The following is a 26,166-nucleotide window of genomic DNA, read 5'->3' as shown; positions in this document are numbered from 1 at the left end:
ACGCCGAACTCATGCTCCCTGGCGTTAGCCCGGGCAGCAATTCGGTGCGCTGCCCTGGGTCCGGCGGCGTCTTGCACGCCTTGCGGCCGTCAGGCTGCCCGGGGTCGAGGTCAAGGGGGGGGACCCTGGTGGACCGCAAGGGCTGGCGCATGATCTGGTCGGATGCCAGGTTCGGGCCGGTCCGCCAAAGGCTGTTGCAGGTCATACGCGCCACGGGCCGCAAGGAGTCGTCTTCCTGACCTTGGGCTTTGTGACAGCTGCGCCCCCTTGACCCGCGCCGTCGCGCACGGCAGGGGTTATCCATGCTGCCGCAAGACAAACTCGCCCGCATCACCCAACGGTTTGAATATGTCGAGGCCCGGCTGAATGCCGGCGCCGCGGCAAGCGAGATTGCCGCGCTGAGCCGTGAATATTCCGAGCTGAAGCCGGTCGTCACGGGGATCGCGGCCTGGATGCGCGCCCGGGCCGATCTGGCCGAGGCCGAGGCCATGCTCGCCGATCCCGAGATGCGCGCGCTGGCGGAAGAAGAACTGCCGCGTCTGCGCGAGGCATTGCCCGAAATGGAACACCAGCTGCGGCTGGCGCTTTTGCCGAAAGATGCCGCCGATCAGCGCCCGGCGATCCTCGAGATCCGCCCCGGGACCGGTGGGGAGGAGGCGAGCCTTTTCGCAGGCGACCTTGCCCGCATGTATCAGCGCTATGCAGAAGCCCAGGGCTGGCGGTTTGAGGTGCTGGAAAGCCAGATCTCCGATCTTGGCGGTGTCAGGGAATTCACCGCCCATATCCAGGGGGCCGGGGTCTATGCGAAACTGAAATACGAATCCGGCGTCCACCGCGTGCAGCGCGTGCCCGAGACCGAGGCAGGGGGCCGCATCCATACCTCGGCCGCGACCGTCGCCGTGCTGCCAGAGGCGGAAGATGTCGATATCGACATCCCGGCCTCGGATATCCGGATCGACACGATGCGGGCCTCGGGTGCCGGTGGCCAGCATGTGAACACCACCGACTCGGCAGTCAGGATCACCCATTTGCCCACGGGCATCATTGTGACCTCATCCGAGAAATCGCAGCATCAGAACCGCGCCAATGCCATGGCCGTGCTGCGCGCCCGCCTGTTCGAGATCGAGCGCGACCGTCTGGCCCGCGAACGCGCCGCCGACCGCAAGTCGCAGGTCGGCTCGGGGGACCGGTCGGAACGCATCCGCACCTATAATTTCCCGCAAGGCCGGATGACCGATCACCGGATCAACCTCACGCTCTATGCGCTGAACCAGATCATGCAGGGCGATCTGGACGAGGTAATCCAGGCGCTGAGCGCCCATGACCAGGCCAGCAGGCTGGCCGAGGAAGAGACATGAGCACCGGTCCGGGCCGTCTGGCGAAACAGGTGCTGGCGGAGGCCGTGGTGAAACTGCGTGCGGCAGGGGTCGAGGATCCCGCCCGTGATGCGCGGCTCTTGCTGGCGCATGCCATCGGGATCGGGCCTGACCGGCTGTTGCTGCATCTGGCGGATCCGCTGGATCATGGCTCCGCTTCCCGGTTCGATGCCGCGATCCTGGCCCGCGCCGCCCGCAGGCCCGTATCGCAGATCATCGGCCAGCGGCTGTTTTACGGTCGCAGTTTCATCGTCACAGCCGATACGCTCGATCCGCGCCCCGAGACCGAGATCCTGATCACCGAAGCGCTGCGGCTGCCATTCTCGCAGGTCATCGATCTTGGTACCGGGACAGGGGCGATCCTTCTGACCCTGCTTGCAGAACTGCCCGCGGCGACGGGGCTTGCAACCGACATCTCGGCAGCCGCGCTCGCCGTGGCGCAGCGCAATGCCGAAGCGCTTGGTCTGAGCGGGCGGGCGAAATTCGCCCGGACGGGCTGGCTCGACGGGATCACCGAAACGGCCGATCTGATCGTCTCGAACCCGCCCTATATCACTCTTGACGCTATGGCCAGCCTTGAGCCCGAAGTCCGCGATCATGAGCCCCATCTTGCCCTGACCGATTTCGGCGACGGGCTGAGCGCTTACCGCGCCATTGCGACCCAGGCCCCCGCGGCCCTGCGGCCTGACGGCCGGCTGATTGTCGAGATCGGCTGGGATCAGGGCAGGGCGGTGGCTGAGATATTTGCCGACGCCGGCTTTAAAAATATAGACATAATTCAGGATTTTGACGGCAAAGACAGGGTGGTCAGCGCCAGAGCTGCGGCCTGATCTGCGCCTTTGACCGCCTTAATCAGCCGGGCATTTGCAGATATTGAGCGGCTTGAATCCGGCAAATGGGCAACTATATCGTATTTCACCGCAAAAACCCTGTGGATGAGTGCATTTCCCGGCAGAATCAGCTTGCCAGACTGCGGCTCACATGGTTTAGCAAATTCATGCGGTGGATCTGGCGCTGACCGCGCCCTTCCCGCAAAACCGATCCCGCCCCTGCATTTCCCGTCGCACAAAGCGGCATTATGGGGGCCACGGTGATCCCTGGACATTAGGCAAAGATGCGCTCTTCCAAGAAACGCTCGCGTTCAAATCAGAACCGCCCGCGCTCGCTCGGCAATATCGTCAACCGTGTGTTCGATTCGTCGGGTCCTGAAGGCAAGGTGCGGGGAACGCCGCAGCAGATTATCGAAAAATACCAGACGCTGGCGCGGGATGCGCAGCTGTCGAATGACCGCGTGGCGGCAGAGAATTTCCTCCAGCATGCCGAGCATTACACAAGGATGCTGGCCGAGGCGCAGCGCGAGCTTGCCGTCGAGCAGGAAGCCCGCCAGCAGCAATATCAGCAAACCGGCACTGGCCAGAGCTCCGGCCACCAGAGCTCCGGCAACCAGAATGGCGGCCAGTATGGCAACCAGAATGGCGGCAACCGCGACAATCGTGAGCGTGGTGAGCGTGACAACCGCAATGATCGCGGCGACCGCTTTGAGCGCAACGATGGCCGAAATGACAGCCGCAATGAGGTCCGTAGTGACGGCCGCAATGACAACCGGGGGGACAACCGGGGTGAAGGTCGCAACGAGGGCCGGAATGAGACCCGCGCTGATGGGCGCAACGAGAACCGGAACGACTCGCGCAATGAGCCACGCGGCGAAGGCCGCAGCGACGGACGGGAGCCGCGCCATCAGCGCGAGGACACCCGCCAGCCGGATCTGATTTCAGATGTGATCGATTTTGGTTCGGATAATGGCGGCCTCGTTGATCTTCCCGAACGTGGCGCCCCGGCGCCTGCAGTTTCGGAACCGGTGCTGTCCGGCGGAGACAGCGCGCCCGCTCCGGCTCCAGAGGCCGTTGCAGATACGCCGCTTTTCGCCACTGCCCGCCAATCGGTCGAGGCCGGCGAAGAGCCCGCCGCCGCATCTGCCGTGACCGAATCTGCGTCCGGGGGCCGCGCCGCGCGTGGTCCGCGCACGCCGCGCGGTGAGAAAACTGCCGAGAAACCTGCGAAAGCCGAGCGTCCCGCCGGCAGCCGCGCGCCGCGCGCCAATACCCGTCGTGAGGCTGACGAAGCTGCCGGGCCCGCAGAGGTCGCCGAGGTCGAAAAACCGCGTCGTGTCAGCCGCCCGCGCAAGACCGCCAGTGGCCCGGAGACACCCGAAGCCGCTGAGTGAACGACAGAAAGGCCGCCTTGGGGCGGCCTTTTTGATTTCTTCTCCGGCGGTCTCAAAGTGACGGATGTGGCAATCTGGCTTGTGCTGATGCCCCCGGGAAGGGGAGATCGGGGCGCAAACCAGTTTCTGAGACCGTCGCTGCCGGTTCTTGTCCGGAAAGCTCCGGCCCTGGCGTGGCCCCAGAGGCGTCGGCAGATTGAGCCGGGCCCCGGCGCCGCCGACTGGCGCTAAATGTCGCCTTCTGTCGGTCCCGCGCGCGTTCTTTCATCATGGGTGGGCCGCGCGCGGAAAGCCCAGTCAGGCCTCGCGCACCGGAGCCAGCTGTCTGCAGGGGCGCCGGGAGCTGTCAGTCGCTGGCATGTGCCGGTTCCTCTCGCAAGGTTCTGGCCTGGCGGGGTGCTGACATGCCGGAGCGGAGCTTCTGCCACAAGGCGCTGAACGCTGCCGCCTTCGCTTCGGTGTGCCAGAGACAGCGATAGGGCCCCGCAACTGCCCCCCTCGTCTGGAAAGATCGCCTGGCCACGGGGGTCGCCTGGTTCCAGACTCACAGGCCAGGGACGCGATCAGCCATGGGATCTTTACTCAGGATCGAAACTGATGAAACCGAACAGCCGCCAGCGAAATTCAGCTGAACAGGGATATAGCGAGCAGCTCAAATTGTGTCCGCGAACGGGGTGTCGATGCGGGCCAGGCAGCCCCTGGCCCGACATCCCTTAAACCGCGCTCGAAATATTGCGGGCCAGCGCGCAAAAGGCCTCCAGCCCGATTTCCTCGGCGCGCGCGGTCGGCGCGATCCCAACCGATTCCAGCCGTGCCTCGACATCAGGCGCGAGCCCCTTCAGCGAGGAACGCAGCATCTTGCGGCGCTGATTGAAGGCCATGGCGGTGATCCGGTTCAGCACTTTGCCATCCGCCGGAAAGCGCGGCTCCTCGAGCCGGGTCAGATGCACCACCGCCGAATGCACTTTGGGCGCCGGGGTGAAGGCTTCCGGCGGCAGGGTCATGACGATCCTCGCGTCGGTCCGCCAGCCCGCCAACAGCGCGAGCCGCCCGTAATGGTCGCTGCCGGGCTTTGCCACGATCCGCTCGGCCACTTCTTTCTGAAACATCAGCGTCAGGCTCTGCCAGAAGGGCGGCCAGACCGGCGGCGACAGCCAGCGGACCAAAAGCTCGGTGCCGATATTATAGGGCAGGTTGGCCGCGATCTTTACCGGAGCGGTCAGATGCGCCGCCACATCCAGCTCCAGCGCATCGCCATGCAGCACCGTCAGCCGCCCCGGATAGGCCGCCGCGATCTCGGCCAGCGCCGGCAATGCACGGGCGTCCTTTTCAACCGCCACCACATGGCGCGCGCCTTCGGCCAGCAGCCCGCGCGTGAGGCCCCCGGGCCCTGGCCCGATCTCAAGCACATCCGAGCCCTTCAGATCCCCCGCCGCACGGGCGATCTTTGAGGTGAGATTGAGATCGAGCAGGAAATTCTGCCCCAGCTGCTTTTTCGCGACCAGGTCATGGGCGCGGATCACCTCACGCAGTGGCGGCAGCCCGTCTATCGTCGCCAAAGCTCCGCTCCTGTCTTTCTCTTGATCCTGATATTCCGGGGAGGGCGGGGCCGACCCCGATTATGTGCCCCCCGGGCTTGCCCGTCAGCCCGATATCAGGGCCGGCGGATCAGCGCCGCATGGCGCAGTTCCTCGAGATAGTTCTCGGCCAGGCCATCGAGCTTCTGGTTCATCAGAACCTCTTTCACCCGCTCGCGGTTCGGGGGCGGATCCATGACCGGCTGCCGTTTGCACAGCATGATCAGCCGCCGCCAGCCATCGCCGCGCGGCTTTGTTACGAATTCCCCCTGATCCAACTTTGCAAGATCAAGCGCGATCTCGGGCGAGATTTCCGACAATGCCTGCGTGCGGATCGTCAGATTCTCGGCCGGCAAACCCTTCGCCAGGGCGTAAAGATCGTTGCAGACATCCGAGCCCGCGCTGACCCGCACCACCTCTTCCATCGAATCCGGGATCAGGAAATCGGCCCATTCCACCGTGACGCTGATCGGCGCAGCCTTTTCATCCGTCGCAATCGCGCGCAGCTGGAACAGAACCACTGCCCCCGGGACCGAGATGGGCGCCGAGGTCTTGCCCGGCGACAGCGCCAGCAGCTGCGAGGAAATCGCGGGCGGCAGGTTGGAAAGCTGCAGCCAGTCCGGCACGCGACCGCCGGTTGGCGCGGTGGGCGCCGCCGAATAGTTGCGCGCCGCCGCCGCGAAGGCGGCTTCGGACTTCACCTCGCGCGAGAGCCGCTCTGCCAGCGCCATCGCCTCGGCCTCACGGCCGGGCTCGGCCGGGATCACCAGCTCTGAGACCTGAACCTTCATCGCCCGTGGACGGGTCGCGGCTTCAAGGAACTTGTCGACATCGGCGTCGGAGGCCGGAACACGGCCGGCAAAACGATCCCGGACCACCTGGCGCCACAAGGCACCGGCCTGGACGAAATCTCGATAGGTTTCAGCCGAGACACCGGCTTTGGCCAGTTCCGCGATCAGCTGTTCGGCGGTCAGATTGGCGCGGGTGGCGAATTCTTCCATCCCCGCAGTCAGCTCTTCCGGCTTCAGCTTTACGCCAAGCCGTTTCGCCTCGCTCATCCGCAGCCGGTCGTCGATCAGCGATTTTACCGCTTCGGTTTCGGGATCGCCGGGCGCATTCAGGATCTGGAGGAAACGCGCGCGCTGCGTCACCTCATATTCGGTGATCACCTGCTCGTTCACATAGACCCGTGGCGCAAACAGGTTCTGCGCCAGCGCGGGCGGCGCGAAAATCACCGAGGCCGCCAGAGCCGCAGCAAAAGCCGCGCCCATGACCAGCGCCAGTCCTGATGTCGCATTGCGCAGCCTGTTGCGCGGGGTGTTCTCAGCTTTTACCATCTGTCCGACCGCCTGCCCGTAGTCTCTTGTCAGCTCGTAATCTCTGGCAAACCTGTGACGGACAGGGCCAATCGGGGCCCGCCGCCGCAGCTTTCCTCTTATCCCTGCCTGCCACTCCCGAAGCCGGGGCGCAAGCCCTGCCAGCCTGACCCGCCCTGGTCGGGCGGCGCCTTGCGCGGCGATCAGTAGCAGCGCCTTGAAGGGCCAGCCTTCTGGCCGCTGCCAAAGCCGATCAGATCGACAGAAAGGCCGAATGACGTGGTGGGGGTCACACTATCTGACGAGGTGAAACGGCGCGAGAGGGAAACATCCACCACAACGCATTCATTACGGAACTCCAGCCCGAGGCCCGCAATGGTGCCGCGGGTCTGGTTGAAATCATAGCGCCCTTCGGCCTTGGCCGCGAGGGCAGGGTTCACCCGCCAGACCGCATCAAAGGTCAGCTCGCGGGTCGGGTCGGGTCGGTTTTCCTCGATATCCGCGACCGCCCAGAGTGCGGAAGAGGACAGGGTCACTGTCTCATTCGCGGCGCTCAGCCGCAGCTCGGCTTTGCTGAGTTCAAGATCATTGTCAAAAACCGTGCGCCCGGTGGCAGAGAGGCCATTGGGAAGCCCCACGGTTGCCGCCAGCAGCCAGTCGGAATTCAGCCCGCCAAGGCCCGATCCGGGGCTGAAACTGTCGCTGTCATTGCGCCGGAACACCTTGCCCAGCGTGAAGCCTGCATTCCAGCCCGCCGGATCGTAGCGCGTCCAGGTCAGCCCGACATTGGCGCGGCTGGACTGTTCAATCGCATCCGCACCGGGAAAGCGGTCAAGCGCATAGATATTGCCCTCGTCAAACTCGACCAGCACCGAATCCTCATTGGGCAGGCCGGAGCGGTCCCGGGTCGCGCCGATCAGCTGAATCACCGGCTCGATCACATGCGTCGCACCTGAGGCGGTCGCTTTGACAAAAGGCCAGCGCAGCTCGAGCCCGGCTGCGGCATGGCCCCGGGTATAGCGGCCGGCAAAGACCGCATCCTGGCGCAGCCGGTAGGCATCAACCTGGGCCTCGCCCAGCAGCGTGGCAACGATACCCGGATCGCTGACAAAGCTGCGGCGCCAGTCGAACCGCGCGGAAAGCCGGCTTACGTCACGGCCATCGGCGATCCCGTCGGCTTTGGCCGGGTCAAGGCTGTCATAGGGACTGGACGAGGTGCGGTAATGTGAATGCCATTGCAGCCGGAAACCACCCAGCCCCCCGAGCGGCCCCAGCGAGAACCTCCGGTGGAAGGTCAGATCGGTCGCAAGCGCGGGCAGGGTGTCATTGTCCTCGTCATCCCGAAGCGACTGGAAGCTGACCATCCTGGCCGAGAAAAACCCGTTGCGGCGCACCCGGCTGATCTCGGCCCGGCTGTCGAGCCGGTCGGTATCGGAATAGCCGTAATCCAGCAGATAGGCATTGTCGGATGTGGTCTGGATATCAAAGGTCAGCCGGAAATCATCGGGCAGCTGAAAGCCGCCCCGGGCCCGGAACCAGCCGCGCGTCGTCTCTTCGGTCAGCTTGTCCTTCGTCACCGCGCCTTCAAGCTGGATCGCGCCGGTCCGGAAGGCCTGACGGTAGCGCAGTTCCAGCGTCTGACTGTCGCGGGTGGTGACATAGGGTGTGAGCGTCAGATCGCGGCTTTCGCCAAGCGCAATGAAATAGGGCAGTTTCAGCCCCGAGCCGAGGCTGGATGTGGTGCGCAGCCGGGGCGCAAGAAAGCCGGTCGCCCGTTCGCGCGTGGAATCGGGCAGGCGCAGACGCGGGATATAGGCCACCGGCATCCCGGCCACGCGGAACTGGGCGTTTTCAAAGAAGATCATCCGCTCTTCTGCGTCATGGATCACGCGTTTCGCCCGGATCTCCCACAAAGGCGTCGGATGGCTGGCGCAGACCTTGCAGCTTGAGGCGACCACATTCGACATTGCCGAATAGCGCCCGCCGATCCGCGCGATATTGCCCGCTGCGAGTTGCAGCTGATGGTCCAGCACGACGCGGGCGCTTTGCAAAAGCCCCTCATTCATATCGGCGGACAGTTCGGCCTGCGAGGCGAGGATCAGCATTTTGCCTTCGGCATCTGTCAGGCTCAGCGGCCCTTCGATGAAAAGCCTGTCGGTCGATTTGTCATAGATGACCCGCGTGGCCGAAAGCCGATAGCCGCCCTGCAGCACCTCGACCTTACCCGAGGCGACGAGACGGTTGTTCCCCTCGATTTCCAGCCGGTCAGAGATCAGCGTGGCGCGGTCATCCGTTGCCTGTGCCAGAAGTGGCGCCGTGGAGCATAAAAGCGAGACGGCCAGCGATGCGACGAGGCGGCGTATCCGCATATCAGCCGTCCTCCAGATGCAACAAAAGACCAAGCGCCAGCATCACCGCTGCAAGCGGCGGGCTCCACGCGGCCAGTGATACCGGAATCTGGCCACTGTCGCCAAGGGCCTGCGCGAAATTCCTGAGGAAGAAGAGCGCGAATCCGGCGAGGATGGCGTAAAGCACACGGATGCCGGTTTTGCCGGCGCGGGTGTGGCGCATGGTAAAGCCTGCGGCAACCAGAACCATTGCGGTCAGCAAAAGCGGCTGGGCCAGCTCCATCTGGAACCACAGACGATAGGCGCGGGCGGAAAAACCGGCTTGCTCCAGGTCTTTGATGTAAGTCGGCAATTGCCAGACCGGCACGGCCGAAGGCGTGCCGAAACTGTCGCGGATCCGTTCGGGCGTCAGGTCCGTGGGCAGGCGGGTGCCATCGGGCCAGGATTTGACCGACAGTTCGGGATTGTCGGCGTTCAGGTTCCAGACCCTGGCGCCGGAAAGGATCCAGGCGCCCTTGACCAGTTTCGCACTGGTGGTCTCGATCCGGGTGACCGGCAATCCCTCTTCGCCAAAGGTCAGGAAGGTCACGCGGGTCAGTTCGGTTCCGTCGAAATTGGCGCGTCCGGCCTGGATTACCGTCTGGCCATAGCTGCCACCCTGGCGCAGCCAGAGCCCGGCATCTGACACCGACAGGACCGAACTGCCATCCGCCGCATAGCGGGCCGAAAGATCATCATAGGCGCGCGAGGTGGCCGCCACCATCGGGTTCAGCACCGCGACTGCCATCAGTCCGATCAGCGTCGCCACCACCACCGGCGTCGCAAGAAACCGCAGCCCCGAACGCCCGGCCGCGCGCACCACCACCAGCTCGGAAGAGCGCGCCAGCGACAGGAACATCGCGATGGACCCCATCACGAAAATCAATGGCAGAATGCGGTACAGGGTTTCGGGCACATTCAGGATCGAGAGGTGGAACGCATCCCCAAGACCTGCACCCTTTCCCGAGAACTTGCGCAGCTGTTCGATCATGTCGATCAGCATCAGGATGCCGAAAAACACCAGAAACACCTGGCCCACGGTCATTGCAAAACGGCGCGCGATATAGAGGGAAAGCGTCATGCAACGCCCCCGGCTTCGGCCTGTGGCGCCCTGATGCAGCGCGGGCGCCCGGCATACCACAGCATCACCGTGGCCAGAATGATGCCGAGGACCGGCGCCGCATAGACCAGCGGCCAGCGGTTTTCAGACCGCAATGCCGCGCCCGAACCGGCGGTATTGACCAGTTGCAAGAGGATGATCAACAGCACCGCCAGCCCGATCTGTCGCCACAGCCCAAAGCGCGAATAGCCCCCGAGCATCAGCGCGGCAAAGCCCAGGAGCGGCGCCGCGATCCCAAGCAGCGAGGTCGCGATCCGGCCATGGCCTTCCTCCAGCAGCTTTGCCCGGCTTTCGCCGGTCTCGGCCTGAAGGTCTGGCCCGGCGATCAGCAGATCTGGCGTCGATACCTCGCGCAGGCTGCGCAGGCGGGTGGCTTTTGCGCCAACGATTCCCGCCATATCAAGGGTGAAATCGGAGAATCGCGTGACCGAGAGCCGCGCGCTTCCGTCCTGGGCGAGGTTCTGCGCCATCCCGTCCAGCATCACGAGACGCGGCCCTTCTTCGCCGCGCACGATCAGCGCCTGGCGGGCAGTATAGGTGACGCGCTCCCTCGGGTTGCGGTCATCGGCAAGAAAAATGTCATTCAGCTCGCCCAGCTGGCTGATTTCGCGGATGTAAAGTGTAACCCCGGCGGCGGGATGCATGAAACGCCCCTCATTGAGAAACCGCGCGGTGACGTTTTCCGAGATCTCGGCCGAGCGGGCGGTCAGCCGGGCCTGGCTTCTGGGGACAAGGAAATTCGTCAGGGCCATCTGCATCGCGAAAACACAGATCCCGAAGAAAAGTACCGGCCGCGCGAGGCGAAAGGCAGAGAAGCCGGTCGCCTGCATCACCACCAGCTCAGAATCCTGCATCAGCCGGTTCACCGCGTAAAGACAGGCGGCAAAGGCCGAGACCGGCAACACCAGGCGGATCACATTCGGCAGCGTCAGCAGCGAGAATTCGACAAAGACCAGCGCGGTCTGACCGTCGCCGATCAGCTGGTCAAAAAGCCCCACGGCGCGATTGACCCAATAGACCGCCACCAGCACAAGGCTGAAGAAGCCGAACAGGGCCAGAAGCTGGGAAAGCAGATAGCGGTCGAATTTCGACAAGTGGGATACCGGAAGTCGCAATCTGCGGCCACGCGGGCCGGCAGGGGGAGTGGCTGTTTCGGCGCCGACCCTAGCCGATATCGCGGCCAGGGAAAACTCATATCTGGTCAAGCGCGGTCTTGGGGGCTAGCTTTGGGCGAAAGCGCGGAAATGCCGGTCGCCGGCCCTTTGTTTTCGCGTTGAAATCATCTTGTTTTGCAGGGAAATCAACACCATGTCGCATCCTGTTCAGATCCGTTTTGAAGATTCCGATAAGGGGGATCTGACGGATCTTACCGGACGGATCGCCCTTTTCGCCGATGCCGCAGGCGCCTTGTCGCCCATGGCGCGCAAGCTGGACCGCGCCGCCAAAGGCGCGCTGACCCGCGCAGTCGGGTCTGAGGCATTCGGCAAGCTCAAACCGGGCGAAGCGCTGGAGCTGGCCTTTCCCGCCGGGCTTGCAGCCGATGCGGTGCAAATCCTGCGCCTGCCAAAGCGCACCGATGCGGACGCCGCGCGCAAAGCCGGTGCAAGCATTGGTGCGGCGCATCGCGACAAGGCGCTGACGGTTTTGGCCGAGACCCATCCGCGCGCGGCGGAAATCGCCTTTGGCCTCGCGCTGCGGGCCTATGAGTTCGAGATCTACCGCTCGGGCGACAAGAAGGATTATGGGCCGGTCTCGTTCTGTGTGGCGAAACCCGAAGAGGTCGCGGCCGAAGCCGCTCCCTATGCCGCGCTGGCAGAAGGCGTGTTCTTCACCCGCGATCTTATCAATGAGCCTGCGAATGTGCTGAACACCTATGAATTCGCCGCGCGGCTGGCTGCGATGGGGGAACTGGGCCTTGAGGTCGAGATCCTCGAGGAAGAAGAGCTGGAAAAGCTCGGCATGCGGGCGCTGCTGGGCGTTGGTCAGGGATCGGAAAGCCCGTCCAAGGTCGTGGTCATGCAATGGAAGGGCGGCGCAAAAGACGAGCCGCCACTGGCGCTTGTGGGCAAGGGCGTCTGCTTCGACACCGGCGGCATCAGCCTGAAACCTGCGGCCGGAATGGAAGACATGGTGATGGATATGGGCGGAGCCGCCACCGTCGCCGGGGTGATGCGGACGCTTGCGCTGCGCAAAGCAAAAACCAATGTGGTCGGGCTGGTGGGCCTTGTCGAGAACATGCCTGACGGCAAGGCACAAAGGCCCGGCGATGTGGTGCGCTCGATGAAGGGCGACACGATCGAGGTGATAAACACCGATGCCGAAGGCCGTCTCGTTCTGGCGGATGTCCTCTGGTACACGCAAGAGCGGTTTGCGCCGCGCGGGATGATCGATCTGGCGACCCTGACGGGCGCGGTGATCGTGGCGCTTGGCGACGAGAATACCGGGGTGTTTTCCAATGATGACACGCTGTGCAACGCCTTCCTGAAGGCAGCGGCGGGCGAGAATGAGGCCGCCTGGCGGCTGCCTCTGGGCCCGGTCTATGACCGGATGCTGAAAAGCCGTGTCGCGGATATGCGCAATTCCTGCGGGCGCGAGGCCGGCTCGATCACCGCCGCGCAGTTCCTGCAGCGCTTTGTGAAACCCGATACGCCCTGGATCCATCTGGACATCGCGGGCACCGCCTGGGCGAAATCGGGGACAGAGTTCAGCCCGAAAGGCGCAACCGGCTGGGGTGTCAGGGCGCTGAACCGGCTGATCCAGGACCGGTTCGAGGGCTGAGCCGCCCATGGGCGCGGTTAAATTCTACCATCTGACGGCGCGCAGTCTTGCCGAGGCTGCGCGCCCGATCCTGACCCAGGCTCTGGGTCAGGGCTGGAATGTGATGCTGCGCGGCCCGGATCCTGCGCTGCTGGAGCGGCTGGATATGCAGCTCTGGCTGGAGCCGAGGGACGGGTTCCTGCCGCATGGGCTTGCGGGGGGCGATCATGATGCCCTCCAGCCGGTTCTGCTGGGCACGGGGGCTGCGGTCAATGGCGCGAAGGCGGTGATGCTTTTGGCGGGATCGCCGGTCGATCCGGGCGAGGCGGCTCTGATGGAGCGGGTCTGGCTTTTGTTCGAGGGCGCCGATGAGCGGCAGATGCAGGCGGCGCGTGCCGAATGGAAAGCGGTGGTCGCGGCCGGGCTGGTGGCGGAATACTGGTCGGATGCCGCGGGGCGGTGGGAAATGAAAACCTCGACCGGCGGGGCGTCTGGCTGACGGTGAACGCCTATGGCGGAAAGTGGTCAGGAGGAAGCTCGCAGGGCTTCAGCGCGTCAGGATCATGCGGTCGCCTTCGATGCGGATCGAGAAGCGGCGCAGGTAATCCATGCCGAGGAGCGAGCCGTCCATGTCACCCTCATTCACCCAGGCGTCCATGGAGCGGTCAGTGAAGGGGCCGAAATCGATTTCATCAAGCGTGACACGGGCCGTGCGCACGATACCATTGGCGGTGGAGGCCTCGCCGAAGTAGCGCAGCTCTTCAGGGTGGAAGCCCAGCCGCTCCGCATCACGGCGTGAAATCACCATATTGGTGGCGCCGGTATCCACCATGAAGAAGACCTCGGTGCCGTTGAGGTCAAGGGCAGCGTAGAAATGGCCGTCAGCGGCGCGGCGCAGCACCATCTCACCGGCTTCACTGGCCATCTGGCGCGGGCGGTTCTCGCCCTGGATATCCTTCCAGAGCCCGTAGCCAGCGGCAAGGCCCACGAAGATCAGCCCCCAGGCGGCGAAGGTGCGCAAGGCCGCGCCGAAGCGGCCGCGATATTCGACGAGGATCCAGCCCCCAAGCGCCGCCACCAGCAGGCTGAGATAGATGACGCGAGGCCAGAGCTCTGAATCCATTTGGGTCTCCTTTGCGCTGACTATGGCGCAAAGGCGGGCGGGCTGGAAGGGCGTCAGCCGGTGATCAGCCCGGTCTGGCGCACCCCGTCGATCACGAACTGGACAGAAAGCGCGGCGAGCAGCATGCCCAGAAGCCGGGTGATCACCACGGTGCCGGTGCGGCCCAGCAGGCGCTCCAGCAGCGGCGAGGCGAGGAAGAAGAGGAAGGTCACCAGCATGATCGCCGCGAGGAGGAGGAGGACGGCGAGTTTGGCGCTCCAGGCGTCACCCGCCTGGCCCATCAGGAGGATCATGGTGGCGATGGCGCCCGGGCCGGCGATCAGCGGTGTCGCGAGCGGGAAGACCGAGGGGTCGTGATCGGGATCGGGCTGCTGGCCCTCGCGCCGCTGGGTGCGGCGTTCGAACAGCATGTCGAGGGCGGTGAGGAACAAAAGGATGCCGCCGGCGATGCGGAAGGCCGGCATCGAAATTCCGATGAAGTTCAGGATCACTTCGCCGAAGAGACCGAAGATCAGCAAAAGGGCGGCAGCGATCAGGCAGGCGCGGCGTGCCATGGCGCGACGATGGCCTGGGTCCATGCCTTGCGTCAGGGCGATGAACAGCGGCACGAGACCCGGAGGGTCGATCACCACGAAAAGCGTGGCAAAGGCGGTGATCAGAAAAGCGCTGTCCATGGCTGACTGTCGGGGGCGAAACCCGGTTCCGTCAACCGGGTTTCACCGCCCCCCGTGACAGAAATGCAAAAGGGGAAGGCGCGTGGCCTTCCCCTTTTGTGGTAAGTTCCGGCTCGGCTTACTTGCCGAGAGTAACGAAGCGATGCGCGTCTTCGATGAAGGCCTTGTCAAGGAAAGGCGCTTCATTCGAGCCGAAGGGCATTTGCGCCTGGAGTTTCCAGCTGGCGGGCAGGTTGAACCCGGCGGTCAGCGCGGCATCGGCGATCGGCGAATAGTGCTGCAGGCTGGCGCCGATGCCTTCTTCGGCAAGCGCGGTCCAGACGGCAAGCTGCGCCATGCCCGCGGAATGCAGCGAGAAGCCCGGGAAAGCATCGGCATAAAGCGGGAAGTTTTCCTGCAGGCCTTTGATCGTGTCCTGGTCTTCATAGAACAGAACAGTGCCAAGGCCGGCAGCGAAGGATTTCAGCTTGGCTTCGGTCGAGGCGAAAGCCTCGGCCGGAACGATCTTGCGCAGTTCGGCATCGATCAGCGACCAGACTTTCTCGCTGTCGGCACCGAACAGGATCACAGCGCGCGAGCTTTGCGAGTTAAAGGACGAGGGGGCCTGGCGGATCGCCTCTTTGATCAGCGCTTCGATCTGATCTTTCGACAGGGTCACATTGCGGCCAAGCGCATATTGGGTGCGGCGCTTGGTCAGGGCTTCGATGGTCTTCGACATTTTCAGGTGCCTATCTGGATGCCGCAATGCGGCGTTTGCGTTGGCACCTATCAACTCCCGCACCGGGAGAATTTCAAGACGGGTTGACTGTGCAGAGATGAACAGTTCGGGTTCATCTCTGCGGCCATTATGGATTGGCTTTCTCCAGCGCCTCCTGGGCGTTGATCCAGAGGGATTCGGCCCGGTCCAGCGCCTCCATTACCTCGGCATATTTCCGGTTCCAGACCCCCAGATCGCCCTTGCGGTCATCTTCGTAAAGCGCCGGATCCGCGAGTTTCACCGCCAGTTTCGAACGCATATCCTCGATCTTGGCGACGCGTTCCTCGCATTTCCGAAGCTCGGCCTTCAGCGCGGTCACTTCCTCGCGGCTGGCCTTTTTCACCACAGGCGCGGCTTTCGCGGGTTTGCTCGCCTCATCCGGGGTCAGAAGCAGACGGCGGTAATCTTCGAGATCGCCATTATAGGGCTCGACCGCGCCGCCTTTCACCAGCCAGAGCCGGTCGGCCACGAGCGACAGCAAATGCATATCGTGGCTGACCAGGATCACCGCGCCGGAATATTCGGTCAGCGCCTCCACGAGCGCCTCGCGGCTTTCGATATCGAGGTGGTTTGTGGGCTCGTCGAGGATCAGCATATGCGGCGCGTCGATGGTCGCAAGCAGCAGCGAGAGCCGCGCTTTTTGCCCGCCCGAAAGCCGCCCCACGGCGGTTTCCGCCTGATCGGCGCCAAGGCCAAAGCCCGCAAGCCGCGCGCGCAGTTTCGCCTGATGCTCGGACGGGCGCAGGCGCTGGATATGCTGCAGCGGCGTCTCGTCGATATAAAGCTCATCGACCTGGTGCTGCGCGAAATAGCCGATGCGCAGCTTTGAGGACCGGGTGACGCTGCCACCCGACTCCTTCAGCTTGCCGGCAAGCAGCTTTGACAGCGTCGATTTGCCCTCGCCATTGCGGCCCAGAAGCGCGATCCGGTCGTCCTGGTCGATCCGGAGCGAGAGTTTTTTCAGAACCGGCGGCCCGTCATAGCCCACGCTCGCGCCATCCAGCGTCAGGATCGGCGGCGAGAGCTCTTCCGGTGCGGGGAAGGTGAAAACCACCCGCGCCGCATCTTCGGGCGCGGTGATCGAGGTCATTTTCTCGAGCATTTTCACGCGGCTCTGGGCTTGCGTCGCTTTCGAGGCCTTGGCCTTGAAACGGTCAACGAAGCTTTGCAGATGGGCGCGGCGGGCCTCTTGCTTTTTGGCTTCGGCGGCCTGGAGGGCGCGGCGCTCGGCCATCTGGCGGGCGAACTGGTCATAGCCGCCCTGCCAATAGGTGAGTTTCCTGTTGTCGAGATGCAGGATGCCCTGCACCGCACGGTTCAGCAGGCCGCGATCATGGGAGATAATGATGACGGTATGGGGGTATTTCTGGAGGTAGGCCTCCAGCCAGAGCGCGCCTTCGAGGTCGAGATAGTTGGTCGGCTCGTCAAGGAGCAAAAGGTCCGGCTGCGCGAAAAGGACCCCGGCCAGCGCGACCCGCATCCGCCAGCCGCCGGAAAAAGCCGAACAGGGCATGAGCTGCTGGTCTGCATCAAAGCCAAGACCTTTGAGGATCGAAGAGGCGCGGCCCTCGGCCGACCAGGCGTCGATGTCACTCAGGCGCGACTGGATCTCGGCAATCCGGGCCGGGTCGGTTGCGGTCCCGGATTCCAGGATCAGGCTGGCGCGCTCAGTATCGGCGGCGAGCACCGTGTCGAGAAGCGAGGTCTCCGACGAGGGCACCTCCTGCGCGACGCCACCGATCTTCGCGCGGCTGGGCAGCGAAATTTCGCCGCCCTCCAGCGCCAGCTGGCCCCGGATCAACCGGAAGAGCGTGGTCTTGCCGGCGCCGTTGCGCCCGACAAGGCCGACCTTATGGCCGGTGGGAATGGTGGCCGAGGCCCCTTCAAACAGGGGGCGGCCTTCGACGGAATAGGTGATGTCAGAGATGCGCAACATGGCGCCCGCCTTGCCAGCGCCCGCGCCTCAGGTCAACCGGGATCAGGAGGGGATCGGCAGGGAACCCGCGCTTTTGGCCAAAGCCGCTGCGCGGCCCCGGTCCAAATGGCGCGGGCGGGGGCAGGCCTGCTGGCGCAGGCCTGCGGCCGGCATGGGGGGGCAGGCGGCACCGCGCCGGCCCGGCCGCCAGGTCAAAGGCCTGGTCAGAAGCCGCGCGAGAGGGCTGCGACACCTGTTCGGGCGATTTCTTTCAGGCCAAGCGGCCGCATCAGATCTGCAAAAGCGTCGATCTTGTCCGGAGTGCCCGTCAGCTCGAAGATAAAGCTTTCGAGGCTGGTATCGACCACTTTGGCGCGGAAAATCTCAGCCAGCCGCAGGGCCTCGATTCGCTGGTCGCCCTTGCCCACCACCTTGAACAGTGCGAGCTCGCGCTGAACGCTCGGCCCTTCGGCGGTCAGATCATGCACGGCATGCACCGGCACCATGCGCGACAGCTGTGCCTCGATCTGGTCAATCACCGCCGGGGTCCCGCGCGTCACAACAGTGATCCGCGAGCGATGCCCGGTATGGTCGACCTCGGCCACCGTAAGGCTGTCGATATTATAGCCCCGGCCCGAAAACAGCCCGATGACGCGCGCCAGCACGCCCGGCTCATTCTCGACAATCACCGCCAGCGTATGGCTCGCCTCTACCTCGCTGTGATGATCGCGCAGGTCATAGGCGGAATGGCTCGTCGAGCCCTTTTTGATCTTAAGCGCAGACATCTGCTGCCCTTTCATCTGTCTTTAAATATCCCGGGGGTCCGGGGGCAGGGCCCCCGGCACGGCATCACACCAAAACAGCGCCCGATTTGAACGCATCCGCATCGGCCGAAAGCAGCATCTCGTTATGCGGCCTGCCCGAGGGAATCATCGGGAAGCAGTTTTCATGCTTCTCGACGCGGCAATCAAAGATCACCGGCCCGTCATAACGGATCATCTCCAGGATCGCGTCATCGAGATCCTTCGGATCGTCGACCCGCAACCCTTTGCAGCCGAAGGCTTCCGCCAGTTTCACGAAATCGGGCAGGCTTTCCGACCAGGAATGCGAATAGCGCTCGCCATGCAACAGCTCCTGCCACTGGCGCACCATACCAAGCCGCTCATTGTTCAGGATGAACTGTTTGACCGGAGCGCGGAACTGCATCGCCGTCCCCATCTCCTGCATATTCATCAGCCAGGAGGCCTCACCCGCCACGTTGATCACCAGCGCCTCGGGATGCGCGACCTGCACCCCGATCGAGGCCGGAATGCCATAGCCCATGGTCCCGAGGCCGCCAGAGGTCATCCAGCGGTTCGGCTCGTCAAAGCCGAGGAACTGCGCCGCCCACATCTGATGCTGGCCGACTTCGGTGGTGATGTAGCGATCCATGCCCTTGGTCAGCGCTTCGAGCCGCTCCAGCGCATATTGCGGTTTGATCGTGCTCGAAGACGGCGTGTAGGAAAGGCAATTGACCGCCCGCCATTCATTGAGCTGACCCCACCATTTCGCGAGCCCCTCTTTATTGACGCGGCGCCCGCGCGCCTTCCAGATCTTCAGCGCATCTTCCAGGATATGGCCGACATCGCCCAGGATCGGCACATCGACCCGGATCACCTTATTGATGGATGACGGATCAATATCGATATGCACTTTCTTCGATTTCGGCGAGAAATCGGCGACGCGGCCGGTGATGCGGTCATCGAAACGGGCGCCGACATTGATCATCAGATCGCAGCCATGCATCGCCAGATTGGCCTCATAAAGCCCGTGCATCCCCAGCATCCCAAGCCAGGCCTTGCCGCTGGCCGGATAGGCGCCAAGCCCCATCAGCGTCGACGTGATCGGGAAACCGGTCGCCTCGACAAACTCACACAAGAGCTGGCTCGCGCCCTTGCCGGAATTGATCACGCCGCCGCCGGTATAGAACAAAGGCCGCTCGGCGGTCTCCATCAGTTCCACCATCCGGGTGATGGCGTCGATATCGCCCTTCACCCGCGGCTGGTAATGCGAGACCTTTGCTTTCTCCGGCGCGGTATAGGGGCCGGTGGCAAATTGCACATCCTTGGGGATGTCGACGAGCACCGGGCCCGGACGGCCCGATTTCGCGACATGGAAAGCCTGGTGGATCGTATCCGAGAGCTTCTCGGTCTCTTTCACCAGCCAGTTCATTTTGGTGCAGGGGCGAGTGATGCCAACGGTGTCAGCCTCCTGGAACCCATCGGTCCCGATCATGAAGGTCGGCACCTGGCCCGAGAGGACGAGGATCGGGATCGAATCCATCAGCGCATCGGTCAGCCCGGTCACGGCATTGGTTGCACCCGGCCCCGAGGTCACCAGCGCCACCCCCACCTTGCCGGTCGAACGCGCATAGCCTTCGGCCATATGGACTGCGCCCTGTTCGTGACGGACAAGAATATGGCGGATGTCGTTTTGCTGGAAAATCTCGTCATAGATCGGCAGGACTGCGCCGCCGGGATAGCCAAACACCACCTCGACGCCCTGATCCTTCAGAGCCTGCACCACCATCTTCGCGCCGGTCATCACCTTTGCCGTCATCGCTGCACCGTCATCCTCTCGCCAGCTCCTGCCAGCCGTTCCAAAACAAAAAGCCCCCGAGGGTTAATCCGGGGGCGCATGGGAGACCATTATGGCAACCGTTACCGGCCCATGCGCCTGTCCCTTACGACGACAATAATCCTGCCCATACGCATCTCCTCAGCGCAGCGAACTGTGAAAGCCCGCGCGACTGACGGGACCCTAAGGCAAGCTGCTGAGGGGCGTCAACCGTAAATCTGCACCGAATCTGTCCGGGATGGGGCGAAAATCGCAACAATATTTCGACCGCTGGTCGCGGAGGGCAATTTTCGTGTTTTCGTGCCCCGAATCTGTTGCAGCGCTGGCTTGTGGCTGAGGAGGGAGCGCGCCGCGCCGCCTGATTTTCCTTCAGGGTGAACCCGTACTCACAACGGATAATCGCAACAGGGCACGGAGGCGGACGGGCGGGTGCAGGCTTCATCCTGGCACTAATTGTCCCGACGGCGGCAAGCAGGACCAGCGGCAGGTGCGTAATCTTTTCAGGAGCCACGCGCCTCCGGCAGACTGATCTTTGCGACCTGTTCGGCGATCGGATCGACCGAGAGCGGATGAAGCTCGGCCCGGTGATCGGCGGGCGAGCCCAGATCGGTCCATTGCCCGCCCTTGAAAATCTCCAGCGCGTCAAAGCTGGCCTTATACCCCATCTTGCGGCTGCCTGGCACCCAATAGCCAAGATAGACATAGGGCAGCCCGGCCTCGCGCGCGATCTCGACATGATCAAGGATGATATAGCTGCCCAGCGAGCGCGCGTTCATCGCAGGGTCGTAAAAGGAATAGACCATCGAAAGCCCGTCATCGAACACATCGGTCAGACAGACCGCCGCGAGCCGGCTGTCCTGGTCTGAACCATAGCGGTCTGATCCATAGCGGTCCGACCCGCCAGGATCCGCGCCGTCCACGGGACGGGTATATTCGATCACCCGCGACCGGATCGGAGTTTCCTCGATCATGGCAGCGAATTCGAAAATATCCATATCCGCCATACCCCCATCGGCATGACGGGTGTCGAGATAGCGGCGGAACAGCTGGAACTGGTCTTCCGTCGCCCAGGGGCTGGTTGCGTTGCGGGTCAGATCCTCGTTCTTTTTCAAAACCCGCTTCTGGGTGCGCGAGGGCTTGAAATCCGCAACCCGGATCCGCGCCGAGAGACAGGCCGAACATTCCGCGCAGGACGGGCGGTAAAGCACATTCTGGCTGCGCCGGAAGCCCTGTTTCGACAGCGCATCATTCAGCTTTTGCGCATGCTCGCCCTGCAATGCGGTGAACAGCTTTCGCTCCATCCGCCCGTCGAGATAGGGGCAGGGCTGGGGTGCTGTCACATAGAATTGTGGGGCGATGGGAAGGGTATGGCGCATCGGGCTGTCGGGGGTGTTACAGGTCTCTGTCGGTTGGCGTGTCTTAAGTCCGGGCGCGGGAAGGGCGCCCTTTCGCAGGATGGTCTTTGGGACGCGGGCAATATTTTCAGGCAGGCCTGGCGGATCGGGCATAAACCCGGAGAGAGCCGGCGGTGGTCAGGCGAGACCCTAGCAAGGGCAATCCCATCCGACAACAGTGCAATTTCGGCAAAGTCACGCTCCGGCCACTGGCCGGAGCGCTTGTGTTTTCCTGTCTGTCAGGTGGTGGAAATCCTTCGCCGGGCACCTCTCAGCTGGTATGCCTCGCCGGCTGCGGCTTTGAGACAGGCGACATCAGGGGCGCAGTGCCTCAGTATTCGCCCCGGCGGGGCGCTTCGCCGGTTTCCGGCCGGGTTTCAGCGCCGGTTTCAGGCCGGGCGGCGGCGGCATCAGAGACGCCCCGGGCGCGTTCTTCCATGAAATGGTCGAATTCCTGCTTGTCGCGGGCATCGCGCAGGCGTTGGAGGAAGGATTCAAATGCGCCCTGTTCGTCTTCCAGACGGCGCAGGGTCTCATCTCGGTAAGAGTCGAAGGCCGCGTTGCCGGTGGCGCGGAACGGCGCGTGGCGGTCAAAGCCCTGGCGGCCAAAGCCATTACGGGCGCTACGGTCATGTCTGCGGTTGCTGCAGGCGAATCCGAACATCTGTTTTCCCCAGATCATCCAGGCCAGAATTGCGAGGCCAAGTGGAACGAAAATCACGAACCCCGCCACCATGGCGGCAATCCAGGCCCATTTGCCACGGGCATCAAGCCAGGCCTCAGCCTGGCGAAGCCGGTCGGTAAACCCGCGAAAGGCCATCATGCCCGTGCGGGAACCAGCTGTGCTGTTCATCTCAAGGTCACTCCCTGTTCAGATGTAAATGTCGTTCACATGGATAATTTGCGGCTGGCTCCCGGTTCTTTCAAGGGGGATGTGAATGATATTTACATGACCGGAGCCGCGCCGCCCGGCGGTTCAGCGGCTTTCCGCCTGGGCCAGCCGTGACACCTCAGGCAGGCCGGGCGTGTCCTGCTGGCCGGAAAGGTGGAATTCTTTGCCAAAGCCGCGCCGCCCGCGATCAGGGGAATTGACCCCCCCGTCACCGCGCCGCATTTTGCGCTCATGTCAGATCACGCCTTTGCCGCCCGCGTCACCCGCCAGCCCATCGCCTTCGATCCCGCAGCTGGGGCGGGGGCCATGGCTGAATTTGCCGATCTCGGGCCACTGATGGCGGGGTTGATCGGGGGCATAGCGGGCTGTTCGCCCTATCTCGGCGGCTTGCTGGAACGCGAGCCCGTCTGGATCCGCCAGGCGCTCGCGGGCGCGCCGGAACATGCGCTCGCCTCGCTGCTGGCCGAGCCGCGCGAGGCCGGGCTTGATACTCTGGGTGCGGCGCTGCGCCAGGCCAAGCGGCGTGCGGCGCTCCTGACGGCGCTGTGCGATCTGGGCGGGGTCTGGCAGCTGAATGAAGTGACCGGCGCGCTCACCGCGCTTGCCGATCTCGCGGTCGATCTCAGTGTCAAATGGCTTGTGGCTGAGGAAATCCGCCGCGGCAAACTGCCGGGTGCTGACCCGCAGGATGCGGAGACCGCGGGTGGCATGACCGTGCTTGCCATGGGCAAGATGGGCGCGGGAGAGCTGAACTACTCCTCGGATATCGACCTCATCTGCCTTTTCGACCAGGAGCGTTATGGCGAGGACCAGGCCGAGGCCCGCGCCAGTTTTATTCGCGTGACCAAGAAAATGACGGCGATCCTCTCGGACGTGACCTCCGAGGGCTATGTTTTCCGCACCGATCTGCGGCTCCGGCCCGATGCCTCGGTGATGCCTGTCTGCCTCTCGATGGGGGCGGCCTATAATTACTATGAGGCGGAGGGGCGCACCTGGGAACGTGCGGCCTATATCAAAGCCCGCCCCTGTGGCGGCGATCTGGAGGCCGGGCGGCGCTTTTTGCAGTCGTTGACGCCCTTTGTCTGGCGCAAACATCTCGACTATGCCGCGATACAGGACGCGCATGACATGCGGCTGAGGATCCGCGAACATCGCGGGCTGAACGGGCTGCTGACGGTCGAGAACCACAATATCAAGCTCGGCCTTGGCGGCATCCGCGAGATCGAGTTTTTCACCCAGACCCGCCAGCTGATCGCTGGTGGCCGCGACCCGGATCTGCGTGATCCGACCACCGAAGGCGGTCTTGCCGCGCTGGCAGAAAAGGGCTGGATCCCCGGCGATGTGGCCACTGAGCTGACCACGCTTTACCGCGCGCATCGCGAGCTGGAGCACCGGCTCCAGATGGTCGGCGACGCTCAGACCCAGACCATGCCGCCGACTGCAGAGGGCGTCGCGCGGATCGCCGCCTTCATGGGCGAAGCCGAGGACCAGTTCCGCGAGGGGCTGATCACGCGGCTGAAGCGCACCGATGATCTGACCGAGGGCTTCTTTGCCCCTGATGCGCCCGCAGAGGAAGCGCCGCAGCTCTCCGATCACGCCCGTTCGATCGTCGGGGGCTGGCAGCATTACCCCTGTCTGCGCTCGGATCGCGCCCAGACCATTTTCCGCCGCCTCCGCCCGCAATTCCTGAAATCGCTGGCCGCAGCCGCCAATCCGGATGAGGCGCTGGTGGCACTTGACGGGTTTCTGGCGGGCCTGCCCTCGGGCGTGCAGATCTTCTCATTGTTCGAGGCCAATCCGCAGCTGGTGGCCCTGATCATCGACATTGCCGGCACCGCGCCGGAGCTTGCCCGTTATCTCTCACGCAATGCGGCGGTTCTTGATGCGGTGATCGGGGGGGCGTTCTTCGAGCCCTGGCCCGGCGCGCGCGGCCTGACGGCGGCGCTGTCGCAGCGGCTTGGGGACCTTGCCGATTACGAACGTCAGCTCGACGAGGCGCGGCGCTGGATGAAGGAATGGCATTTCCGCATCGGTGTCCATCACCTGCGCGGGCTGATCGACAGTTTCGAGGCCGGCAAGCAATATTCCGATCTGGCCGAGGCGGTGGTTGCCGCGCTCTGGCCCCGGGTCCTGGCTGAATTCGCGGCCAAGCATGGTGAGCCGCCGGGCCGGGGCGCGGTGCTGCTGGGCATGGGAAGCCTTGGGGCAGGGCGGCTCAATGCCTGTTCTGATCTCGACCTGATCCTGATCTATGATGCCTTCGCAGACGGGGTCGAGGCTGAACATTCTGAGGGCCGCCGCCCGCTGCCGGTGCGCACCTATTACGCGCGCCTGACCCAGGCGATGGTGACAGCACTGTCGGCCCAGACGGCGGGAGGCAGGCTCTACGAGGTTGATGTGCGGCTGCGCCCTTCGGGGCGCCAGGGGCCGGTTGCGACCTCGCTGACAGGCTGGCGCGATTATCAGATGACCGAGGCCTGGACCTGGGAACATCTCGCGCTGACGCGGGCGCGGGTGCTGGCCGGCGATCCGACGCTTGCCGTCGCAGTCGAAGAGGCCCGTCGCGAGGTGATCGCGGTGAAAGGCGCAGGCGGAAATGTGGTCGCCGATGTCGCGGCGATGCGGGCGCGGTTGCAGGAGGCCAAGCCCGCGCGCGGGGAATGGGAAACCAAGAACGGCCCCGGCCGGCTCATGGATATCGAGCTTGTCGCCGAAATGGCGGCGCTGATCACCGCGAACCCGGCCCGAACGATCGAGCGCCAGCTTGCCGGCGCGAAACAGGTGTTTGAGAAGTCCGATCAGGAAGGCCTTGCAAAGGCCTGGCGCTTCCTCTGGTCGCTCCATTGTGCGGCGCGGCTCCTGAGCGAAGGGCCACTTGATCCGGCCATGATCGGCGAAGGGGGGCGCGCGTTTTTGCTGCGCGAGACCGGGGAAAGCGACATGGAGACGCTTCTGGCACAGCTTCGGTCGGTGGTGGTGCTTGCAGGCGGCGTCTGCGCGCGGCAATTTGCGGCAAAACAGAACGGATAAGGCGATGGGGAGGCTGGCTGTGCGGCTGGAAGAGGCAGATCCGAAAGGACTGGTCCGGGAGAGCTACCGGATCGAAGGGATTTCGCCTGGCGAATGCCGGTCGATCTTCATGGACTGGGCGCTGAGTGTCGCGGATAATCGCAAGATCCCCGATGCGCTGCGCACCCTGATCGCGGAATACAGCGCCACCGCGCCGGATCATCCGATGAACGAGGTGCTGACCGCGGGGCTGATGCCCGCCGCAGAGCCAAAGCGCCGCGGCGGTCGTCTGGGAAGGTCAGCCTGAGAGGTCAGCGGCGGGCAAGGCCCCTGGCCTCAGCGGCCAGCCGGGTGACCTCGCTCCAGCTGCCGGCCGCAAGCGCGTCTTTCGGCGCCACCCAGCTGCCGCCCACGCAAAGCACATTCGGCAGGCCGAGATAATCACCGGCGTTTTTCAGGCTGATGCCACCGGTTGGGCAAAACCGCACCTGGGGCAGTGGCGAGGAGAGCGCCTTAAGAAACCCGGCACCGCCGGCCTGTTCGGCGGGAAAGAACTTCTGCACCGTATAGCCGCGCTCAAGCAAAGCCATGGCCTCCGAGGCCGAAGCCGCCCCCGGCAGCAGTGGCAGCCCCTCATCCTCGCAGGCCTCGATCAGCGCCTGGGTGGCACCGGGCGAAACCCCGAATTTCGCGCCGGCGGCCTTCGCCGCCTTCACATCCGCGCGGGTCAGGAGCGTCCCCGCCCCGACCACACCTCCCTCGACCTCGGCCATGGCGCGGATCACCTCCAGCGCAGCCTTCGTGCGCAGGGTCACCTCAAGCGCGGGCAGGCCACCTGCGACCAGGGCTTTCGCCAGCGGCGCGGCCTGGGTCACATCTTCTACGATCAGAACCGGTACAACCGGTGCCAGCCGGCAGATCTGTTCAGCGGCAATGGATTGCTCTGCGGGGGTCATGTCTCTTCCTCGGACAGGGATCTGCCAGCGGCAGCGTTAAGTTTTATCAAGGGGAAAACAGCATCTTCCTCTT

Annotated in this window: 21 protein-coding genes and 1 pseudogene; 7 read left to right on the top strand and 15 right to left on the bottom strand. The window is 64.0% G+C overall.

Annotation, left to right across the window (positions count from 1 at the left end; translation table 11 throughout):
* The first annotated feature begins 302 nt into the window (after nucleotides 1-302).
* From prfA to AC4FS3_RS06595, 3 genes and pseudogenes are all read left to right on the top strand, one after another.
* Nucleotides 303-1,358, top strand: coding sequence for a peptide chain release factor 1 (prfA, locus tag AC4FS3_RS06605; RefSeq protein WP_491019855.1), 1,056 nt, complete (start codon nucleotides 303-305; stop codon nucleotides 1,356-1,358).
* On the top strand, nucleotides 1,355-2,206 hold the full coding sequence (gene prmC / locus AC4FS3_RS06600; RefSeq protein WP_491019854.1) for a peptide chain release factor N(5)-glutamine methyltransferase: 852 nt from the start codon (nucleotides 1,355-1,357) through the stop codon (nucleotides 2,204-2,206). The genes prfA and prmC overlap by 4 nt, the downstream gene beginning before the upstream one ends.
* 284 nt (nucleotides 2,207-2,490) lie before the next feature.
* Nucleotides 2,491-2,952, top strand: a pseudogene (locus tag AC4FS3_RS06595) (DUF4167 domain-containing protein); the annotation flags it as partial.
* 1,361 nt (nucleotides 2,953-4,313) lie between these two features.
* Here AC4FS3_RS06595 and rsmA read toward each other — a convergent pair.
* The 5 genes from rsmA to lptF form a co-directional block, all read right to left on the bottom strand.
* Nucleotides 4,314-5,159, bottom strand: coding sequence for a 16S rRNA (adenine(1518)-N(6)/adenine(1519)-N(6))-dimethyltransferase RsmA (gene rsmA / locus AC4FS3_RS06590; RefSeq protein ID WP_283178020.1), 846 nt, complete (start codon nucleotides 5,157-5,159; stop codon nucleotides 4,314-4,316).
* A 95-nt stretch (nucleotides 5,160-5,254) separates the two neighbouring features.
* Nucleotides 5,255-6,514 (bottom strand): peptidylprolyl isomerase, encoded by a 1,260-nt coding sequence (locus AC4FS3_RS06585; protein WP_491019853.1) that lies wholly within the window; start codon nucleotides 6,512-6,514, stop codon nucleotides 5,255-5,257.
* A 182-nt stretch (nucleotides 6,515-6,696) separates the two neighbouring features.
* A complete protein-coding gene (locus AC4FS3_RS06580; RefSeq protein WP_491019852.1) occupies nucleotides 6,697-8,862 on the bottom strand; it encodes an LPS-assembly protein LptD in 2,166 nt (721 codons plus the stop codon).
* Nucleotide 8,863: 1 nt separating this feature from the next.
* Nucleotides 8,864-9,961, bottom strand: coding sequence for an LPS export ABC transporter permease LptG (gene lptG / locus AC4FS3_RS06575; RefSeq protein WP_491019851.1), 1,098 nt, complete (start codon nucleotides 9,959-9,961; stop codon nucleotides 8,864-8,866).
* Entirely contained in the window at nucleotides 9,958-11,094 is a 1,137-nt protein-coding gene (lptF, locus tag AC4FS3_RS06570) for an LPS export ABC transporter permease LptF (protein WP_491019850.1), read from the bottom strand. The genes lptG and lptF overlap by 4 nt, the downstream gene beginning before the upstream one ends.
* Before the next feature lie 214 nt (nucleotides 11,095-11,308).
* On the opposite strand from lptF, the gene AC4FS3_RS06565 reads away from it, so the two are divergent.
* Nucleotides 11,309-12,778, top strand: a complete 1,470-nt coding sequence (locus AC4FS3_RS06565; protein ID WP_283178015.1) for a leucyl aminopeptidase — start codon at nucleotides 11,309-11,311, stop codon at nucleotides 12,776-12,778.
* A 7-nt stretch (nucleotides 12,779-12,785) separates the two neighbouring features.
* Nucleotides 12,786-13,256 (top strand): DNA polymerase III subunit chi, encoded by a 471-nt coding sequence (locus tag AC4FS3_RS06560; RefSeq protein WP_283178014.1) that lies wholly within the window; start codon nucleotides 12,786-12,788, stop codon nucleotides 13,254-13,256.
* 48 nt (nucleotides 13,257-13,304) lie between these two features.
* Here AC4FS3_RS06560 and AC4FS3_RS06555 read toward each other — a convergent pair whose 3' ends face one another.
* The 9 genes from AC4FS3_RS06555 to AC4FS3_RS06515 all read right to left on the bottom strand — a co-directional run bounded on the left by AC4FS3_RS06555 (nucleotide 13,305) and on the right by AC4FS3_RS06515 (nucleotide 22,350).
* Nucleotides 13,305-13,880, bottom strand: coding sequence for a retropepsin-like aspartic protease family protein (locus tag AC4FS3_RS06555; RefSeq protein ID WP_491019849.1), 576 nt, complete (start codon nucleotides 13,878-13,880; stop codon nucleotides 13,305-13,307).
* A 53-nt stretch (nucleotides 13,881-13,933) separates the two neighbouring features.
* Nucleotides 13,934-14,554, bottom strand: a complete 621-nt coding sequence (locus AC4FS3_RS06550; RefSeq protein ID WP_491019848.1) for a MarC family protein — start codon at nucleotides 14,552-14,554, stop codon at nucleotides 13,934-13,936.
* A gap of 118 nt (nucleotides 14,555-14,672) precedes the next feature.
* Nucleotides 14,673-15,272, bottom strand: a complete 600-nt coding sequence (locus tag AC4FS3_RS06545; RefSeq protein WP_491019847.1) for a nitroreductase family protein — start codon at nucleotides 15,270-15,272, stop codon at nucleotides 14,673-14,675.
* Between the two features lie 127 nt (nucleotides 15,273-15,399).
* Nucleotides 15,400-17,247: an ABC-F family ATP-binding cassette domain-containing protein gene (locus AC4FS3_RS06540; RefSeq protein ID WP_491019846.1), complete on the bottom strand. Its 1,848-nt coding sequence runs from the start codon at nucleotides 17,245-17,247 to the stop codon at nucleotides 15,400-15,402.
* Between the two features lie 203 nt (nucleotides 17,248-17,450).
* Complete coding sequence (gene ilvN / locus AC4FS3_RS06535) at nucleotides 17,451-18,011, bottom strand: acetolactate synthase small subunit (RefSeq protein WP_491019845.1); 561 nt, start codon at nucleotides 18,009-18,011, stop codon at nucleotides 17,451-17,453.
* 64 nt (nucleotides 18,012-18,075) lie between these two features.
* The gene (locus tag AC4FS3_RS06530) at nucleotides 18,076-19,824 is read right to left on the bottom strand and encodes an acetolactate synthase 3 large subunit (RefSeq protein WP_491019844.1); all 1,749 of its coding nucleotides are present in this window, start codon (nucleotides 19,822-19,824) and stop codon (nucleotides 18,076-18,078) included.
* A gap of 518 nt (nucleotides 19,825-20,342) precedes the next feature.
* Nucleotides 20,343-21,218, bottom strand: a complete 876-nt coding sequence (locus AC4FS3_RS06525; protein WP_491019843.1) for an arginyltransferase — start codon at nucleotides 21,216-21,218, stop codon at nucleotides 20,343-20,345.
* 349 nt (nucleotides 21,219-21,567) lie between these two features.
* Nucleotides 21,568-22,089 (bottom strand): DUF2852 domain-containing protein, encoded by a 522-nt coding sequence (locus tag AC4FS3_RS06520; protein WP_491019842.1) that lies wholly within the window; start codon nucleotides 22,087-22,089, stop codon nucleotides 21,568-21,570.
* A 123-nt stretch (nucleotides 22,090-22,212) separates the two neighbouring features.
* Complete coding sequence (locus tag AC4FS3_RS06515; protein ID WP_491019841.1) at nucleotides 22,213-22,350, bottom strand: hypothetical protein; 138 nt, start codon at nucleotides 22,348-22,350, stop codon at nucleotides 22,213-22,215.
* A gap of 9 nt (nucleotides 22,351-22,359) precedes the next feature.
* On the opposite strand from AC4FS3_RS06515, the gene AC4FS3_RS06510 reads away from it, so the two are divergent.
* Nucleotides 22,360-25,158, top strand: coding sequence for a [protein-PII] uridylyltransferase family protein (locus AC4FS3_RS06510; RefSeq protein ID WP_491019840.1), 2,799 nt, complete (start codon nucleotides 22,360-22,362; stop codon nucleotides 25,156-25,158).
* A 19-nt stretch (nucleotides 25,159-25,177) separates the two neighbouring features.
* Nucleotides 25,178-25,444, top strand: a complete 267-nt coding sequence (locus AC4FS3_RS06505; protein WP_283178800.1) for a hypothetical protein — start codon at nucleotides 25,178-25,180, stop codon at nucleotides 25,442-25,444.
* 4 nt (nucleotides 25,445-25,448) lie between these two features.
* Here the strand turns inward: AC4FS3_RS06505 and eda are convergent, their stop codons facing one another.
* Nucleotides 25,449-26,093: a bifunctional 4-hydroxy-2-oxoglutarate aldolase/2-dehydro-3-deoxy-phosphogluconate aldolase gene (eda, locus tag AC4FS3_RS06500; protein ID WP_491019839.1), complete on the bottom strand. Its 645-nt coding sequence runs from the start codon at nucleotides 26,091-26,093 to the stop codon at nucleotides 25,449-25,451.
* Nucleotides 26,094-26,166: the final 73 nt, after the last annotated feature.

Source organism: Pseudogemmobacter sp. TB195 (genome assembly GCF_058313095.1).
This window is presented reverse-complemented; position numbering and strand designations above follow the sequence as displayed.